This is a genomic window from Pantoea sp. X-Soil-YNGN-775, assembly GCF_059730575.1.
This window is the reverse complement of sequence record NZ_AP035945.1, coordinates 2,688,770-2,705,687: the sequence shown is the minus strand read 5'-3', so window position 1 is coordinate 2,705,687 and position 16,918 is coordinate 2,688,770. Positions and strand designations below refer to the sequence as shown.

Below are 16,918 nucleotides of genomic sequence, written 5' to 3'. Positions count from 1 at the left end.
TGCGAGAGGGCGGTTAGTAGAAAAAAGAAGCACCTCATCCTCCCGGCGCGGGAAGATGAGGTGAAGATTAGCGGGCCAGCAGATGCTGCGCGTGGAAGCGCAGGTGATCTTCAACAAAACTGGCGATAAAGAAGTAGCTGTGATCGTAACCCGGCTGAATGCGCAGGGTCAGCGGGAAGCCCGTCTCCTGCGCCACCGACTCCAGCCGCTCCGGCTGCAGCTGATCGGCTAAGAACTGATCGCTGTCGCCCTGATCGATCAGCATCGGCAGCCGATGCGAGACCTGCGCCATCAGCTGACAGCTGTCATATTCACGCCAGGCGGCGCGATCGTCGCCCAGATAAGCCTGAAACGCTTTCTGTCCCCACGGCACATCCATCGGATTCACAATCGGCGCAAAGGCGGATGCCGAGGCAAAGCGGCCGCCCAGGCGCAGCGCCAGCATCAGCGCGCCATGTCCACCCATCGAATGACCCATAATCGACTGACGCTCGCTGACCTTGAAGTTATCGGCGATCAACGCCGGCAGCTCACTGCTCAGATAATCGAACATGCGAAAATGGCTGGCCCACGGCTGCTGGGTGGCGTTGAGATAAAAACCCGCGCCCTGACCGAGATCGTAGCCCTCATCATTCGCCACCCCTTCGCCGCGCGGGCTGGTGTCCGGCATGATCAGCACCAGGCCCAGTTCGGCGGCAACCCGCTGCGCCCCGGCCTTGGTGGTGAAGTTCTCATCATTGCAGGTCAGCCCGGCGAGAAACCAGACCACCGGCGGTGGCGCATCACCGTGCGGAGTCGGCAGGTAGATGCTGAAGGTCATCGGGCAGTCGAGGACCGCCGACTGATGACGCCAGCGCTGCTGCCAGCCGCCAAAAATGCGATGTTCTTCCAGAAGCTCCAGAGTGGATGCCATAACGCCTCCTGATTACTTGTTAAAGTGCACTACCGAGCGGATCGATTTTCCTTCGTGCATCAAATCAAAGGCGTCGTTAATCTGTTCCAGCGGCATGGTGTGGGTGATGAAATCATTCAGCGCAAACTTGCCGTCGAGATAATCCTGCACGATGCCGGGCAGCTGTGAACGGCCTTTGACGCCGCCAAACGCCGAACCGCGCCAGACGCGACCGGTCACCAGCTGGAAAGGACGGGTTGAGATCTCTTCACCCGCGCCGGCCACGCCGATAATCACGGATTCGCCCCAGCCCTTGTGGCAACACTCCAGCGCGGAGCGCATCACGTTGACGTTACCGATACATTCAAACGAATAATCGACGCCGCCATCGGTCAGCTCAACAATCACTTCCTGAATCGGCTTATCGTAATCTTTCGGGTTAATCAGATCGGTGGCACCCAGCTTGCGCGCCAGATCGAACTTACTGGTGTTGATGTCGATGGCAATGATGCGACCGGCTTTCGCCATTTTGGCACCGATGACCGCAGACAGGCCAATGCCGCCGAGACCAAAGATCGCCACGGTATCGCCTTCCTTCACTTTGGCGGTATTCATCACCGCGCCCATGCCGGTGGTAACGCCGCAGCCCAGCAGGCAGACTTCTTCCAGCGGCGCTTCTTTGCTGATCTTCGCCAGCGAAATTTCCGGGATCACCGTGTACTCAGAGAAAGTGGAGGTGCCCATATAGTGGAAAATCGGCTTGCCGTCTTTGTAGAAACGGGTGGTGCCGTCGGGCATCAGACCCTTGCCCTGGGTGGTACGAATCGCCTGGCAGAGGTTGGTTTTGCCAGACAGGCAATATTTACATTTGCCACACTCCGGGGTGTAAAGCGGGATCACATGGTCGCCGACTTCGACGCTGGTGACGCCTTCGCCGACGGCTTCAACGATGCCGCCGCCTTCGTGGCCGAGGATCGCCGGGAAAACGCCCTCAGGATCGGTGCCGGACAGGGTATAGGCATCGGTATGGCAAACGCCGGTCGCCACGATGCGTACCAGTACTTCACCTTTCTGCGGCGGCATTAAATCCACTTCTTCAATTTTCAGCGGTTCGCCAGCAGCCCAGGCAACAGCGGCACGGGTTTTGATCATATTCATGCAATCCCTCTTCCAGTCAGATTGTGACGCGCAGGGGCGTCCGGTTGGTGGTGATGATTCAGAGCCTGGCCCGCCAGGCTATCTTATTTGCCAGTCTGAACCCGGGCAGTGCTCACAATCCTCACGTACTCCGTGTACGCTCCGGTTGTTCCGCGCTGGCCGTGTTCAGGCTGCCTGCAACAGTTACGCCTGGCCCGCCAGGCTATTTTATTTGCCAGTCTGAACCCGGGCAGTGCTCACAATCCTCACGTACTCCGTGTACGCTCCGGTTGTTCCGCGCTGGCCGTGTTCAGGCTGCCTGCAACAGTTACGCCTGGCCCGCCAGGCTATTAAACATAGCGCGGAACGCTTATTCCGCCGCCGCTAATGGATGGATCAGCTCATCGTTGAGCGGACGATCGTCAAATTGTTCGATGATCAGGTACTTCAGGGCTTCAACATTCGGCGTGAACGCGTCGCGTCGCCACATCAGCCAGGTTGCGGTATCGCGGTAGCCCGGCGGCAGCGTGTGCGCCTGCACCCGTGAGCGGTCCGGCATCTGCTTCAGCACCGAGGCGGGGATCATCGCCACCCCCGCGCCGCCCGCCACGCAGGCCAGCATGGCGTGATAGGACTGAATCTCCATCACGTTGTCGGGCGCGGTCTGGCTGTCGCGATACCAGGTCTCCAGCTTCACCCGATAAGAGCAGCTGTTGCGAAAGGCAAACAGCGTGTCATCCTGCACGTCGCGCGCGCTGTTAATCGGCGCGTGATCGAGTCCGGTAATCAGCACCATCTCCTCGCGGAAGGCGATGCAACCGTTGAGATCGTCATGCGAAACCGGACCGTCAACCAGCGCAGCCGCTAAGGTGCCTTCACGCACCCGATCGATAATCTCGCCAGAGGTGCCGGTGATCAGCGACAGTGCCACTTTCGGAAAGCGCTGGTGATAGGCTGCCAGCAGGCCGGGCAGCCGCGTGGCGGCAGTGCTCTCCATCGAGCCGAGCGCAAAGTTACCTGCCGGTTCACCGGTGCGAGTCATGCTCATCGCTTCGTCACTCAGCGCCAGGATACGCTGCGCATAATTGAGGAAATTATGGCCCATTGGCGACAGGCGAATGCGTTGCTTCTCACGAATAAACAGATCAACGCCTAACTCTTCTTCCAGTTGACGCAGCCGCGTGGTCAGATTAGAGGGTACGCGATGCAGCTGTTCTGCCGCGCGCGCCAGCGAACCGCTTTCGGCGACGGAACAGAACATACGTAGCTGAACTAAATCCATATCTTCTCTTCCCGTAAACAACTTGGTTAATATTATTCACTTTCCGTGAGTTTAAACATCCTGCATGCTGTAAGCAAGTCAGAAAAGATCCCAGGCCATCACGACAGGAGTTCAGCAATGGCGGTACGCGTCGCGCTTAGCGCATTTTTAACTTTATTTGTGGCGATGGGCATCGGGCGCTTTGCCTTTACGCCGCAGGTTCCGCTGATGATTCAGGAGCACCAGCTGACGCTGACCAGTGCCAGTCTGGTGGCGGCGTTAAATTACCTGGGCTATCTGTGTGGCTCCTTCGATGCGATGCGCGCGCACCGCCGGGTGGAGCTGCGGTTACTGGCTGGCGTCTGGGGAGCGGTGATCCTGACGCTGCTCTCGGCCTGCGTCAGCGGTCCCTGGCTGCACGGGGCGATTCGCTTCCTGATTGGCTGGGCCAGCGGCTGGGCGATGGTGCTGGTGGCGGCCTGGAGCAATGAGCAGCTGCACCGGCATGGCCGGGCCGGCTTATCGGCGGCAGTGTTTGCCGGTCCGGGCTGCGGTATTTTTGTCAGCGGGCTGCTGGCGGTGGCGTTACACAGCTTCCAGGTATCAGCGTCGCTGGCGTGGGCTGCTTACGGCGCGCTGGCGCTGCTGCTGATTGCGCTGATTAGCCGTAATCTGCCGCGGCGGGGCGAACTGCATCGTCCGGATCAGGCACCTGAACCGCTGGTGCTGAACCGCAATCTGAAACGGCTGGTGCTGAGCTACAGCCTGGCAGGCTTCGGTTACATTCTGCCTGCCACCTTTCTGTCGCAGATGGCGGCGGCACGCTTTCCTGATGGGGCATTCGCGCAGTTCGTCTGGCCGATATTCGGCGGAGCGGCGATGGTCGGGATTGTGATTGGCATTATGACGCGGCGCTGGGGCAGCAGCCATGCACGGCTGGCGTTAGTGCTGTGGGCGCAGGCGCTGGGTGTACTGGCGGCGGCGCTGTTGCCAGGCTTCAGTGGCTTGCTGATCGGCGCGCTGCTGGTCGGCGGCGGCTTTCTCAGCGTGGTGCAACTGTCGCTGCTCTATGCACGTGAACTGGCGCCGCAGCATTTGCGTTACATGGCCGGTTTACTGACCACCGGTTATGCGGTCGGGCAGCTGGTCGGCCCGCTGCTGTCGTTTCTGTCAACCGCGCTGCTGCACCGGCTGGAGCCGGCGTTGTGGGTAGCGGGGGCCAGTCTGGTGTGGGCCGGCCTGCTGGTCTGGCGACGCGCAGCCGATGCGGGTTGATCACCAATCTGATTGATTGCTGGATTCCCCGCAAAGAAAGTTTCACAATACGCGCTCAGTAACAGGGCCCGCAGGCATTAACCGGCGGGCGCAACACCAGCCGGAGAAGAGTACGATGAGCACCTTAAGTCAGGAAGCTGCCCTGGTCCATGAAGCGCTGTTAGCGCGTGGCCTGGAAACGCCGTTACGTGCACCGACGCGCGACCTCGATGACGAAACGCGTAAGAGCCTGATTGCAGGCCACATGACCGAAATTATGCAGCTGCTGAATCTCGATCTGCAGGATGACAGCCTGATCGAAACCCCGCACCGCATTGCCAAAATGTACGTTGATGAGGTGTTCTCCGGTCTCGACTACGCCAACTTCCCTAAAATCACCGTCATTGAAAACAAAATGAAGGTTGATGAGATGGTGACGGTGCGTGATATCACCCTGACCAGCACCTGTGAGCATCACTTCGTGATCATCGACGGCAAAGCGACCGTCGCTTACATCCCGAAAGATACGGTGATTGGTCTGTCGAAGATTAACCGCATCGTGCAGTTCTTCGCTCAGCGCCCGCAGGTGCAGGAGCGTCTGACACAGCAGGTTCTGGTCGCGCTGCAAACGCTGCTGGGCACTAACAACGTCGCGGTATCGATTGACGCGGTGCACTACTGTGTTAAAGCGCGCGGCGTTAAAGATGCCACCAGCGCCACCACGACCACCTCACTGGGTGGACTGTTCAAGTCCAGTCAGAATACCCGCCAGGAATTTCTGCGCGCGGTACGCCATAGTTGAGTCAACGGCGGGCGCACTCAGCGGCCCGCATCGTCAATTCAGGGTGCCGCATGCAACGCTATCTTGCGCTGGATTTCATACGTGGATGTGCCATTCTCGGCATCCTGCTGCTTAATATTGTCGGTTTCGGTCTGCCGTCCGCCGCCTACCTGAATCCTGCGTGGCAGGGCAGCGTCACGCTGTCCGACGCCTGGACATGGGCGGTTTCTGACGCGCTGGCTCAACTCAAATTCCTGACCCTGTTTGCGCTGCTGTTTGGCGCAGGCCTGCAAATGCAGCTGCCGCGCGGCAGTCGCTGGCTGACGGCGCGCCTGACGCTGCTGGTGTTTTTCGGTTTCCTGCACGGGGTGTTGCTGTGGGAAGGCGATATTCTGCTGGATTACGGCATTATCGGCCTGGTGGTGTGGCGGGTGTTGCGGGATGTGCCCTCAACCCGTAGCCTGATGAATACCGGCATTCTGCTCTATCTGGTCGGCTGTGGCGTATTGCTGGTGTTCGGATCGATTTCCGATCATCAGGCGACCCGCTCATGGCTGCCGGGCGCGGCCGATCTGCAATATGAGCAGTACTGGAAACTGACCGGCGGCTGGGAAGCGGTGAGTAACCGGCTCGATCACCTCTCGTCGGGTCTGATGGCGCTGGCGGCGCAGTACGGCTGGCAGCTGGCCGGCCTGATGATGATTGGCGGCGCACTGCTACGCAGCGGCTGGCTGACGGGCGAATTTTCAACGCAGCATTACCGTCAGGCGGCAGCGTTGCTGCTGACGATGGGGCTGTTGATTGCGGTGGCCGGGGTCGCAGCGCAATGGCTGTTACATTGGGAGTTTCGCTGGACCGGTTTTTATCTGCAAACCCCGCGTGATGTGGCCAGCCCGTTGATCAGCCTGGGCTATGCCGCACTCTGTCTTGGTTACTGGTCGCGGATTAGACGCTGGCGTATTTGCTATGCGATTCAGTGCGTTGGCCGCATGGCGTTAACCAATTACCTGCTACAGACCCTGATCTGTACCACGCTGTTCTATCGCTTCGGGCTGTTCATGCACTTCACTCGCCTGCAACTGGTGATGATGGTCCCCGCGGTATGGCTGATTAACATCCTGTTTTCACTCATCTGGTTACATTACTTCGCCCAGGGTCCGCTGGAGTGGCTATGGCGGCGTCTGACGCTGCTGGCCGCCGGTAAACCTGCGGTCACTGACAACGCCAGATAATGACCGCCATCACAAAGGTTGCAGAATTGTATGTAACCGTTTTCATTGATGTGACGCAATTCACGCTGCCTGCCTCCCGCCCCTGACAAAATAGCGCCGGTGTTCAACCCGGCGTGATGCCTTATTCTTCCTTTCTGGAACTGCTGCATGATAACGATTCGTGATGTTGCCCGTCAGGCTGGCGTGTCGGTGGCGACCGTCTCGCGCGTACTCAATAACAGTAGCGCCGTCACGTCTGATACCCGTGACGCGGTGTTACAGGCCGTTGATGCACTGGGATATCGTCCAAACGCCAATGCCCAGGCGCTGGCCACCCAGGTCAGCGACACCATCGGCGTGGTGGTGATGGATGTTTCCGATCCCTTCTTTGGCGCGCTGGTCAAAGCGGTCGATACCGTGGCGCAGCGCGTACACAAGCATGTGTTAATCAGCAACTCCTGGCATCAGGAAGAGAAAGAGCGCCATGCAATCGAGGTGCTGATCCGACAACGTTGCAGCGCGCTGGTGGTACACGCGAAAACGCTTTCAGACCACGAGCTGGCTGAGTTTATGCAACATGTGCCGGGCATGGTGGTGATCAACCGCATCGTGCCTGGATTTGAACATCGCAGCGTCAGTCTCGACAACGTTACCGGCGCACTAATGGCGTCAAGAACGCTGTTACAACAGGGACATAGCCGGATTGGCTACCTCTGCTCCAGCCACCCGATTGAGGATGTCGCCCAGCGCCGCGAAGGCTGGCTACAGGCGATGGCGGAGCAGGGCATCCGGCCGCAGGAGAGCTGGATCGCCAGCGCCGAGCCGGATATGCAGGGCGGGGAAGCGGCAATGGTCGAACTGCTGGGGCGTAATCTCAATCTGAGCGCAGTCTTTGCCTATAACGACGGCATGGCGGCGGGCGCACTCACTGCGTTGAAAGACAACGGCATTCAGGTTCCACAGCATTTTTCTGTCATTGGCTTTGATGACATCCCGATTTCGCGTTACACCGATCCTCAATTGACCACCGTGCGCTATCCCATTGTTTCTATGGCAAAACTGGCAACTGAGCTGGCGTTGCAGGGCGCGGCAGGGCTGCTGGATGACACCGCAACGCACATCTTTATGCCGACCCTGGTGCGCCGTCATTCGGTGGCGCAACGGCAAAATGTGGAGTCCGTCACTAATTCAGGCGATTCAGCCATGTAACCGTTTTCAATCTGTGATTACATTCACAGTTAATTAACATTGCTCTCACTATGATGGCAGCGTCTTACCGGACTGAAACATTATGTAACGCCCGCTTAACCGCATCAGGCACCGTCTCAGTCGCTGGATGAAAGGGTTCACAACATATTTCCTATTTACGGAAGCGTTTGACTACAGGGAAGTCAGATTTTGGACGGTGGTTCAGCGGCTTAGCGTAACGTTGTGTCTATTCCGCCTCCCCGATCAGTTTTACCGATTGTTCTCCCGCCTCTGTAGCGCGGCAGAGCTAAAAAGACCCTGCATAAAAAAACCGGAGATACCATGAATAAGAAGGTTTTCACGCTCACAGCACTGGTTGCCAGCATGATGTTTGGTGCAACCGCTCACGCAGCTGACACCCGTATCGGCGTGACCATTTATAAATATGATGACAACTTCATGTCGATGGTGCGCAAAGACATCGAGAAAGAAGCGAAAACCCTCGGTGGCATTCAGCTGCTGATGAATGACTCGCAGAACGACCAGTCTAAACAGAACGACCAGATCGACGTACTGATGGCGAAAGGCGTGAAAGCGCTGGCGATTAACCTGGTTGACCCGGCAGCAGCAGCGGTAGTGGTAGACAAAGCGCGCGCAAATGATGTGCCGGTGGTGTTCTTCAACAAAGAGCCAAACGCCAAAGTGCTGGCCGGTTATGACAAAGCCTACTACGTCGGTACCGACTCTAAAGAGTCCGGCATCATCCAGGGTCAGCTGATTGAGAAGCACTGGAAAGCGACCCCGGCCTGGGATCTGAACAAAGATGGTCAGATTCAGTTCGTGCTGCTGAAAGGCGAGCCGGGCCACCCGGACGCTGAAGCGCGTACCAAATATGTTATCGACACCCTGAACAAAGATGGCCTGAAAACCCAGCAGTTAGCGATGGACACAGCAATGTGGGACACCGCGCAGGCGAAAGATAAGATGGATGCCTGGCTGTCAGGCCCGAATGCCAAAAAAATCGAAGTGGTCATCGCCAACAACGATGCGATGGCAATGGGTGCGGTTGAAGCGCTGAAAGCGCACAACATGAGCTCCATCCCGGTGTTCGGCGTCGATGCACTGCCAGAAGCGCTGGCGCTGGTGAAATCGGGCGCACTGGCCGGTACCGTGCTGAATGATGCGGAAAACCAGGCGAAAGCAACGCTGGATATGGCGAAAAACCTGGCTGACGGCAAAGCCGCCACCGAAGGTACTAACTTCAAGATGGTCGACAAAATCGTCCGCGTACCTTATGTACCGGTTGATAAAGAAAACCTCTCACAGTTCCAGAAATAATATCGATTCCGGGCGCGGCGAGTGTCGCGCCTTTTTTACGTCACCACCGTTTTTTAGCCAGGTAAATTATGGCCAGTGATAATACGACCGCGCAGCGAGAATATCTGCTGGAAATGACCAATGTCAGTAAATCATTTCCCGGCGTTAAAGCGTTAGATAATGTGAATTTAAAAGTGCGGCCTCACTCTGTTCATGCATTAATGGGCGAGAACGGCGCCGGTAAATCCACCTTATTGAAATGTCTGTTTGGTATTTATAAGAAAGATACCGGCAGTATTCTGTTTCAGGGAAAAGAGATCGATTATAAAAGCTCCAAAGAGGCGCTGGAAAACGGCGTGTCGATGGTGCATCAGGAATTAAACCTGGTATTGCAGCGTACCGTGATGGACAACATGTGGCTGGGGCGTTATCCTCGTAAAGGCTTCTTTGTCGATCAGGACAAAATGTATAACGACACCAAGGCGATCTTTGACGAGCTGGATATTGATATCGATCCGCGCGACAAAGTGGCGCATCTTTCCGTGTCGCAAATGCAGATGATTGAAATTGCCAAAGCGTTCTCGTATGACGCGAAAATTGTGATTATGGATGAGCCAACCTCCTCGTTAACCGAGAAAGAGGTTAATCATCTGTTCACCATTATTCGTAAGCTGAAAGATCGCGGCTGCGGCATTGTGTATATCTCGCACAAGATGGAAGAGATTTTCCAGCTGTGTGACGAAATCACCATTCTGCGTGACGGACAGTGGATCACTACCCAGCCGCTGGACGGGCTGGACATGGACAAGATCATCTCGATGATGGTCGGCCGTTCACTGAACCAGCGTTTTCCGGACCGCACCAACGTGCCGGGTGAAACCATTCTTGAGGTGCGTAACCTGACGTCTTTGCGTCAGCCATCAATTCGCGACATCTCGTTTGATCTGCGCAAAGGGGAGATTCTCGGCATTGCCGGGCTGGTGGGTGCTAAACGTACCGATATCGTCGAAACGCTGTTTGGCATTCGCGAAAAATCGGGCGGCACCATTAAGCTGCACGGTAAACCGATTAATAATCACAGCGCCAACGAAGCGATTAACCACGGTTTTGCGCTGGTAACGGAAGAACGTCGTTCGACCGGGATTTATGCTTTTCTCGATATTGGTTTTAACTCGCTTATTTCCAATATCAAAAAATATAAAAACAGTATCGGGCTGCTGGATAATAAACGCATGAAGAGTGATACCCAATGGGTTATCGATTCTATGCGGGTTAAAACGCCGGGCCATCATACGCAGATTGGTTCGCTTTCGGGTGGGAACCAGCAAAAAGTCATTATTGGTCGCTGGTTATTGACCCAGCCTGAAATCCTGATGCTTGATGAACCGACACGCGGGATTGACGTCGGGGCGAAATTCGAAATTTACCAGCTGATTGCGGAGCTGGCGAAAAGAGAAAAGGGCATCATTATTATCTCTTCCGAAATGCCGGAGCTGTTAGGCATTACCGACCGTATTCTGGTGATGAGTAATGGTCTGGTTGCCGGCATTGTTGATACCAAAACCACCACGCAGAACGAAATATTGCGTTTAGCGTCATTACACCTTTAATGAAGCAAGGGCTGTTAACATGAAAGCGACTACAAAAAAGAATGCGCTAACCTGGTTAAAAGAGGGCGGCATTTATGTCGTTCTGCTGGTATTGCTGGCTATTATTATTTTCCAGGACCCGACATTTTTAAGTTTAATGAACCTGAGTAATATCCTGACCCAATCTTCGGTGCGCATTATTATTGCACTGGGTGTGGCGGGGCTGATCGTCACTCAGGGTACTGACCTGTCAGCCGGTCGTCAGGTTGGTCTGGCAGCGGTGGTCGCGGCCACGCTGCTGCAGGCGATGGACAACGCCAACAAGGTGTTCCCGTCGCTGGATACGGTGCCAATTCCACTGGTGATCCTTACCGTCTGCATCATCGGCGGCGTAATTGGTCTGGTAAACGGCGTAATCATTGCCTACCTCAAGGTGACGCCGTTTATTACCACTCTGGGCACCATGATCATCGTCTACGGTATTAACTCGCTCTATTACGATTTCGTTGGCGCCTCACCGATTGCCGGTTTTGATGCCGGTTTCTCGAAATTCGCCCAGGGCTTTTTACGCTTCGGTGACTTCAAACTCTCTTTCATCACCTTCTACGCGGTGATTGCGATTGTGTTTGTCTGGGTGCTGTGGAACAAAACCCGCTTCGGTAAAAACATTTTTGCTATCGGTGGTAACCCGGAAGCGGCGAAAGTCTCTGGCGTTAACGTGCCATTGAACCTGATCATGATCTATGCGCTGTCCGGCGTGTTCTACGCCTTCGGCGGGATGCTGGAAGCGGGCCGTATCGGCTCGGCAACCAACAACCTCGGCTTTATGTATGAGCTGGATGCGATTGCTGCCTGCGTAGTCGGCGGCGTCTCCTTCGCCGGCGGCGTCGGAAGCGTGGCGGGCGTGGTGACCGGGGTACTGATCTTCACCGTGATCAACTACGGCCTGACCTATATCGGCGTCAACCCGTACTGGCAGTACATCATCAAAGGCGGCATCATCATCTTCGCCGTGGCGCTGGATTCGCTGAAATACTCGCGCAAAAAATAGTGCGCAGGCGATGAAGTCAGAAAAACAGAGCGACCTTCGGGTCGCTTTTTTTATGGGAAAAAGTGCTGGCGTCGTTACGGTGAGATCGGGACGGCTCAGGGAATAAGGGCAAATCAGAAATTGGTTCAGGTCTGTCAGCCGTCTGAAGCGACTTTCTGAGCGCCTGAAACTGCTCCCTGAGCCAGCAACATAGTAACAAGCCGCAGTGCGTGAGCTATTTACGCAGCTTCTGCTCCAGATCCAGCAGCTGTTCTGGCGTCACCGCCGGATAACTTTGCGCATCTTCCGGCACTTCACGTACCGCCGGAATCGGCACCAGCGGCCCAAGGAAGCGTGGCTCTCGCTTCAGCAGGAACAGGTCAGCCAGCGCGCCCAGCCGCGCACCGACCTCACGGAAACGCACGCTGAGCATGTTTTTCGGCGAGGGCACGGCATAACACTGCGCCTGAATGCCGAGCTGCAGGGCGATAAACAGCGCCCGCTCACAGTGGAAGCGTTGAGTGATGATAATGAAGTCGTTGGTATCGAACACTTTGCGGGTACGAACAATCGAATCCAGCGTCCGGAAACCGGCATAGTCCAGCACGATATCCGCCGGATCCACGCCTGCCTTAATTAAGTCGCGGCGCATGGTCATCGGTTCGTTGTAGCTTTGCAGCGCATTGTCACCGCTCAGCAGCAGATAGTTCACTTTGCCGCTGTTATAGGCGTTGAGCGCACCCTGCATCCGATAGAGGTAATACTGGTTGATCACCCCGGTACGATAATATTTGGCGGTGCCCAGCACCACTCCCACCTGGCGGTGCGGCAGTGAAGAGACATTCTCGTAGATAAAGGGCGCAGTTTTCCAGCTGATCCAGCGATCAAGGCCAAGCGCCGTCGCCACCATCAGCAGGATGATGAAAAGCAGTCCAATGAAAACGCGTTTCAGCATGCGCCTGGAGACTCGATGTCAGAAATTTGAGATGGCACAAGGCTACTTGAGCCGCCGCAGCGAAGCAAGTTAGTGCCGGTTGGCTGGTCTCTTTTTGAGCATTGCCGGACCAGAATCGGTCCGGCAGCGCACGATTAGATCGAGGTACGACGATAATGACGGTATTGCGGCAGCCAGAAGTTGTTGGCAATCGCCTGCGACAGCACATCTTCAGAGGTGACGACGGCGACACCCGCCAGCTGTGCCGCTTTGCCAACTTCCATAGCGATGATTTTCGACACGCCCTGGATATCTTTGATTTCCGGCAGTACCGGACCTTCGCCATCGTTCACCAGCGGTGAGCAGTCGGCCAGCGCGCGGCTGGCGGTCATCAGCATGGTGTCGGTGACGCGGCTGGCGCCTGACGCGATAACCCCCAGACCAATTCCCGGGAAGATGTAGGAGTTGTTGCACTGGGCAATCGGGTAGGTTTTACCGTTCCAGCTGACCGGCGAGAACGGACTGCCGGTGGCCACCAGCGCGGCACCGTCGGTCCAGGCGATGATATCGGCTGGCGTGGCTTCAACGCGTGACGTCGGGTTCGACAGCGGCATTACAATCGGGCGTTTGCAGTGCTTGTGCATCTCGCGGATGATCTCTTCGGTGAACAGCCCTGGCTGACCCGATACCCCAATCAGAATATCCGGGTGGGCGTTGCGCACCACGTCGAGCAGCGAAATCGCGTCACTGGTGACATCCCAGTGCTGAATGTTTTCGCTCTTCTGAACCAGTCTGCTCTGGAAATCGAGCAGGTTAGGCAGCTTGTCGGTCAGCAGACCAAAGCGATCCACCATCATTACCCGGCTGCGCGCTTCTTCATCGCTCAGGCCTTCCGATTTCATCTGGGCAATAATCTGTTCGGCGATGCCACAGCCGGCGGAACCGGCACCGAGGAACACCACCTTCTGTTCGCACAGGCGGCTGCCAGCTGCGCGGCTGGCGGCGATCAGCGTACCTACGGTAACTGCGGCGGTGCCCTGAATGTCGTCGTTAAAGCAGCAGACTTCATCGCGATAGCGGTTCAGCAACGGCATGGCGTTCTTCTGGGCGAAGTCTTCGAACTGCAACAGCACTTTCGGCCAGCGACGTTTAACCGCCTGAATAAAGTCATTAACGAAAGCGTCGTACTCTTCGCCGGTAATACGCGGATGACGCCAGCCCATGTAGAGCGGATCGTTCAGCAGCTGCTGATTATTGGTACCGACATCCAGCACCACCGGCAGGGTATAGGCCGGGCTGATACCGCCACAGGCGGTGTAGAGCGACAGCTTACCGATCGGGATGCCCATGCCGCCGATGCCCTGGTCACCCAGACCCAGAATGCGCTCGCCGTCGGTGACCACAATCACCTTCACGTTCTGTTTGGTGGCGTTCTGCAGCATATCTTCGATGCGGTCGCGGTTCGGGTAAGAGATAAACACCCCGCGCGCCCGGCGATAGATTTCAGAGAAGTGTTCGCAGGCGGCGCCAACGGTTGGGGTGTAGATGATCGGCATCATCTCTTCGAGATGGTTGTCCAGCAGGCGATAAAACAGCGTTTCGTTGGTGTCCTGGATGTTACGCAGGTAGACGTGCTTATCGTTATTGTTTTTGAAGTCCTGGAACTGACGCCAGGCACGCTGCGCCTGTTCTTCAATCGACTCTACCGCTTCGGGCAGCAGACCATTGAGATTAAATTCGTTACGTTCTTCGATGCTAAAGGCACTGCCTTTATTGAGGAGGGGGAATTCCAGCAAAATCGGGCCAGCGTAAGGGATGTAGAGCGGGCGTTTACTTTCGTAGTCGAGTTCCATGCAGTAATGCTCCGGTTGCAGTGTTGTCTGGCGTCACGCCGGAAAGGTAGCGCCAGTTTACTTACCCGTTATAGCTCAGGCTGCAGGAGCAGTGCAGCGGCAGGTCTCCGCTGCGAATCATTCACGTACTTGCTGCCATCCTGCAACCCGAATTATTCAGAGTAATTTGTCATGACGTGAATTCTGGCGCCAGATCCTATGAAATTTCCCGCAGAAGTACAGCATTTGTTCATAAAAGGTCACAAAACTGTGGCCTTTCTGACAGTGGGTTATGCTTTGTGCAATTTTACTGACAGCAGCTCAGCGCAACCAAAAGTCTGTAAGGTTGCCTGCGTGGCGGCAAACTGGCTCAGCGTGGCATTTTCGACTTCTGCCAGCACCGCTCTTTTTATCTGTCCACTGTGCCCGCCCTGCATATTCAGCAGCACCAGCGCGGCCTGAAGCGGCGGAAAGCTGGGGTTAAACGCGGCATTCTCAGCATAGCGACCGGTGACAATGGTGCCGGACTCGGTTTCCAGCGCTACGCCGCTGTGTGACTGGCTGTAGGGCGCGTGGCTGGCATTGGCGGCGGCTACGGCGGCCTGCACCAGCGCATCTCCCTCAGCGCTGTAACCGTGATCGACCGCATCCATCAGCAGGGTGGTGATGTCGAGATCGCGCGGGCCAAAGGCGTCAGGCAGATAATCGGCCAGGGTACTGATGGCGCGCTGTGGCAGCGAAATACGAATCCCGGTACCGCTGTTGAGTTCATTCATAAACTGACGGCAATGACCGCACGGAGTGTAGTTAACCGTGATGGTTTCCAGCTGGCGTTCACCGCGCAGCCAGGCGTGGGTAATCGCGCTTTGCTCAGCATGCACCGTCTGTTGCAGCGGAGTGCCGACAAATTCCATGTTGGCACCAAAGTACCAGTTACCACTGGTGCCACGGGCGATCGCCCCGACGTTAAAGTGCGACACCGTGGCAACCGCACAGGCCGCTGCCAGCGGCAGTAGCGCCAGCGCCAGCGCATCGGCGTCCATCTGAGTCTGTTGCTGCAGCGAGGCGATCTGGTCGGCGCGCAGCACGGCCTGGAAGTCAGGCGCGTCCAGCAGCGGAGCCAGCGCGGTTTGCAGGGTTGACGGCAACGCCTCGAAGGCGGAGAGGAAACGTGAATGCATGAGAGCCTCATTAAATTCAGCAGGGCGATATGCCAGTCACCGGTTTATATGTGATCCCCGTAGCTCTGACAATGCAACCTGTGTTGCATGTTTCAACTTTGCGAGATCTATCGCAAAGTTTTAGCCAAACCAGTGCAGCAGTAACGGAAAAATAAACGGTGCCAGCAAAGAAGTAATGATGCCGCAAATCACCAGCGCCAGTGAACTGAACGCCCCTTCCTGATAATCGACTTCGGCCGCCCGGGCGGTTCCGAGCGCATGGGAGGCGTTACCGATCGCCAGACCGCGCGCCGCTTTCGATTTGACGCCCAGCAGGTTCAGCAGCATATGCCCGAACACCGCCCCCAGCACGCCGGCAATCAATACGCAGATGGCGCTGATCGCCGGGATGCCGTGCAGCGATCCGGAGACCGCCATCGCGATGGGCGTGGTGACTGATTTGGGAATAATGGTGGCGGCAATTTCCGGCGTGGCGCCCAGCCACAGGGCGATAGCGGTGCCTGATATCATGGCGGTCAGGCTCCCGATAAAGCAGACGCCAATGATCGACTTCCAGCGGGCGCGAATCTGATGCATCTGCTCATACAGCGGCAGCGCCAGCGCAACTACCGCCGGTTGCAGCAGCTGGTTAAGAATCTGACTGCCGGCAAAGTAGCGCGAGTAGGGCAACTGCAGCAGCAGCAGGATCGGGATGATGATCGCCATCGCCACCAGCAGCGGATTAAGCAGCGAGATTTTCAGGGTCAGCGCCAGCTTGCGTGCCAGAAAGAACGCCGCGAGGGTCAGCGGCAGGGACCACCAGATATCACTCATCGTTCGGCTCCCGGAGCGGACGGCGGCTGTGCAACTGGTGGGCGCTGACGCCGACTACCGCCAGCACCACAAAAGTACTGACCACGCAGGAGATGACGATTGGACCAAACTGGGCGCTGAGAATATCGGTGTGGCTCATCACGCCGACGCTGATCGGTACAAACAGCAGCGCCATATAGCGAATGATCAGATGGCAGCCCGGTTTGACCCAGCTCACCGGCAGGATTTGCGACGCCAGCAGGGCAAACAGAATCAGCATCCCGAGAATACTGCCAGGAATGGTTATCGGCAGCAGCGAGGCGATGCCGTTGCCACTGTATAAGCAGAGATAAATGATGATAAAGGCACGAAGGTAGCGCCCGCAGACAGACAGCACGGTGAGCATGACAGGCTCCTGTTTTCACTGTTCTTCATCATACGCATTAACCGCTTAGCGTGCTAGCGATCACATAAAAGCCGCGACGGTTCGGCTGAGTTAGCGTTAAACAGACAAAGCAG

General features: G+C 56.5%; 15 protein-coding genes. 7 read left to right on the top strand and 8 right to left on the bottom strand.

Annotation, left to right across the window (positions count from 1 at the left end):
• Nucleotides 1-67: 67 nt before the first annotated feature.
• From fghA to ptrR, 3 genes are all read right to left on the bottom strand, one after another.
• Nucleotides 68-913, bottom strand: coding sequence for an S-formylglutathione hydrolase (gene fghA / locus AC6I8I_RS12715; RefSeq protein ID WP_312759692.1), 846 nt, complete (start codon nt 911-913; stop codon nt 68-70).
• A 12-nt stretch (nt 914-925) separates the two neighbouring features.
• Nucleotides 926-2,050: an S-(hydroxymethyl)glutathione dehydrogenase/class III alcohol dehydrogenase gene (locus tag AC6I8I_RS12710; RefSeq protein WP_031377125.1), complete on the bottom strand. Its 1,125-nt coding sequence runs from the start codon at nt 2,048-2,050 to the stop codon at nt 926-928.
• Between the two features lie 349 nt (nt 2,051-2,399).
• Nucleotides 2,400-3,311, bottom strand: a complete 912-nt coding sequence (gene ptrR, locus AC6I8I_RS12705; protein WP_312055446.1) for a putrescine utilization regulator PtrR — start codon at nt 3,309-3,311, stop codon at nt 2,400-2,402.
• 117 nt (nt 3,312-3,428) lie between these two features.
• On the opposite strand from ptrR, the gene AC6I8I_RS12700 reads away from it, so the two are divergent.
• The 7 genes from AC6I8I_RS12700 to mglC all read left to right on the top strand — a co-directional run bounded on the left by AC6I8I_RS12700 (nt 3,429) and on the right by mglC (nt 11,681).
• Entirely contained in the window at nt 3,429-4,565 is a 1,137-nt protein-coding gene (locus tag AC6I8I_RS12700; RefSeq protein WP_312760312.1) for a YbfB/YjiJ family MFS transporter, read from the top strand.
• 115 nt (nt 4,566-4,680) lie between these two features.
• Nucleotides 4,681-5,346, top strand: a complete 666-nt coding sequence (gene folE, locus AC6I8I_RS12695; protein WP_031377128.1) for a GTP cyclohydrolase I FolE — start codon at nt 4,681-4,683, stop codon at nt 5,344-5,346.
• A 50-nt stretch (nt 5,347-5,396) separates the two neighbouring features.
• Nucleotides 5,397-6,557: a DUF418 domain-containing protein YeiB gene (yeiB, locus tag AC6I8I_RS12690; RefSeq protein ID WP_497827923.1), complete on the top strand. Its 1,161-nt coding sequence runs from the start codon at nt 5,397-5,399 to the stop codon at nt 6,555-6,557.
• A 147-nt stretch (nt 6,558-6,704) separates the two neighbouring features.
• A complete protein-coding gene (gene galS / locus AC6I8I_RS12685) occupies nt 6,705-7,745 on the top strand; it encodes an HTH-type transcriptional regulator GalS (protein ID WP_312055449.1) in 1,041 nt (346 codons plus the stop codon).
• 321 nt (nt 7,746-8,066) lie between these two features.
• Nucleotides 8,067-9,062, top strand: a complete 996-nt coding sequence (gene mglB, locus AC6I8I_RS12680) for a galactose/glucose ABC transporter substrate-binding protein MglB (protein ID WP_312055450.1) — start codon at nt 8,067-8,069, stop codon at nt 9,060-9,062.
• Between the two features lie 68 nt (nt 9,063-9,130).
• Complete coding sequence (gene mglA, locus AC6I8I_RS12675) at nt 9,131-10,651, top strand: galactose/methyl galactoside ABC transporter ATP-binding protein MglA (protein ID WP_312055451.1); 1,521 nt, start codon at nt 9,131-9,133, stop codon at nt 10,649-10,651.
• A gap of 19 nt (nt 10,652-10,670) precedes the next feature.
• Nucleotides 10,671-11,681 (top strand): galactose/methyl galactoside ABC transporter permease MglC, encoded by a 1,011-nt coding sequence (gene mglC, locus AC6I8I_RS12670; protein WP_312055452.1) that lies wholly within the window; start codon nt 10,671-10,673, stop codon nt 11,679-11,681.
• A 214-nt stretch (nt 11,682-11,895) separates the two neighbouring features.
• On the opposite strand, the gene sanA is transcribed toward mglC, so the two are convergent.
• From sanA to AC6I8I_RS12645, 5 genes are all read right to left on the bottom strand, one after another.
• Entirely contained in the window at nt 11,896-12,615 is a 720-nt protein-coding gene (gene sanA / locus AC6I8I_RS12665) for an outer membrane permeability protein SanA (protein ID WP_312055453.1), read from the bottom strand.
• 134 nt (nt 12,616-12,749) lie between these two features.
• Nucleotides 12,750-14,447 (bottom strand): NAD-dependent malic enzyme, encoded by a 1,698-nt coding sequence (locus AC6I8I_RS12660; RefSeq protein ID WP_312055454.1) that lies wholly within the window; start codon nt 14,445-14,447, stop codon nt 12,750-12,752.
• A gap of 269 nt (nt 14,448-14,716) precedes the next feature.
• Nucleotides 14,717-15,607, bottom strand: a complete 891-nt coding sequence (gene cdd, locus AC6I8I_RS12655; RefSeq protein ID WP_312055455.1) for a cytidine deaminase — start codon at nt 15,605-15,607, stop codon at nt 14,717-14,719.
• A 120-nt stretch (nt 15,608-15,727) separates the two neighbouring features.
• The gene (locus AC6I8I_RS12650; RefSeq protein ID WP_031377135.1) at nt 15,728-16,420 is read right to left on the bottom strand and encodes a CidB/LrgB family autolysis modulator; all 693 of its coding nucleotides are present in this window, start codon (nt 16,418-16,420) and stop codon (nt 15,728-15,730) included.
• On the bottom strand, nt 16,413-16,805 hold the full coding sequence (locus AC6I8I_RS12645) for a CidA/LrgA family protein (protein WP_497827922.1): 393 nt from the start codon (nt 16,803-16,805) through the stop codon (nt 16,413-16,415). Before AC6I8I_RS12645 ends, AC6I8I_RS12650 begins: the two co-directional genes overlap by 8 nt.
• Nucleotides 16,806-16,918 lie beyond the last annotated feature (113 nt).

Coding starts and splice junctions, on each gene's coding strand:
- fghA (WP_312759692.1), bottom strand. CDS start 913: ATGGCATCCACTCTGGAGCTTCTGGAAGAACATCGCATTTTTGGCGGC.
- AC6I8I_RS12710 (WP_031377125.1), bottom strand. CDS start 2,050: ATGAATATGATCAAAACCCGTGCCGCTGTTGCCTGGGCTGCTGGCGAA.
- ptrR (WP_312055446.1), bottom strand. CDS start 3,311: ATGGATTTAGTTCAGCTACGTATGTTCTGTTCCGTCGCCGAAAGCGGT.
- AC6I8I_RS12700 (WP_312760312.1), top strand. CDS start 3,429: ATGGCGGTACGCGTCGCGCTTAGCGCATTTTTAACTTTATTTGTGGCG.
- folE (WP_031377128.1), top strand. CDS start 4,681: ATGAGCACCTTAAGTCAGGAAGCTGCCCTGGTCCATGAAGCGCTGTTA.
- yeiB (WP_497827923.1), top strand. CDS start 5,397: ATGCAACGCTATCTTGCGCTGGATTTCATACGTGGATGTGCCATTCTC.
- galS (WP_312055449.1), top strand. CDS start 6,705: ATGATAACGATTCGTGATGTTGCCCGTCAGGCTGGCGTGTCGGTGGCG.
- mglB (WP_312055450.1), top strand. CDS start 8,067: ATGAATAAGAAGGTTTTCACGCTCACAGCACTGGTTGCCAGCATGATG.
- mglA (WP_312055451.1), top strand. CDS start 9,131: ATGGCCAGTGATAATACGACCGCGCAGCGAGAATATCTGCTGGAAATG.
- mglC (WP_312055452.1), top strand. CDS start 10,671: ATGAAAGCGACTACAAAAAAGAATGCGCTAACCTGGTTAAAAGAGGGC.
- sanA (WP_312055453.1), bottom strand. CDS start 12,615: ATGCTGAAACGCGTTTTCATTGGACTGCTTTTCATCATCCTGCTGATG.
- AC6I8I_RS12660 (WP_312055454.1), bottom strand. CDS start 14,447: ATGGAACTCGACTACGAAAGTAAACGCCCGCTCTACATCCCTTACGCT.
- cdd (WP_312055455.1), bottom strand. CDS start 15,607: ATGCATTCACGTTTCCTCTCCGCCTTCGAGGCGTTGCCGTCAACCCTG.
- AC6I8I_RS12650 (WP_031377135.1), bottom strand. CDS start 16,420: ATGAGTGATATCTGGTGGTCCCTGCCGCTGACCCTCGCGGCGTTCTTT.
- AC6I8I_RS12645 (WP_497827922.1), bottom strand. CDS start 16,805: ATGCTCACCGTGCTGTCTGTCTGCGGGCGCTACCTTCGTGCCTTTATC.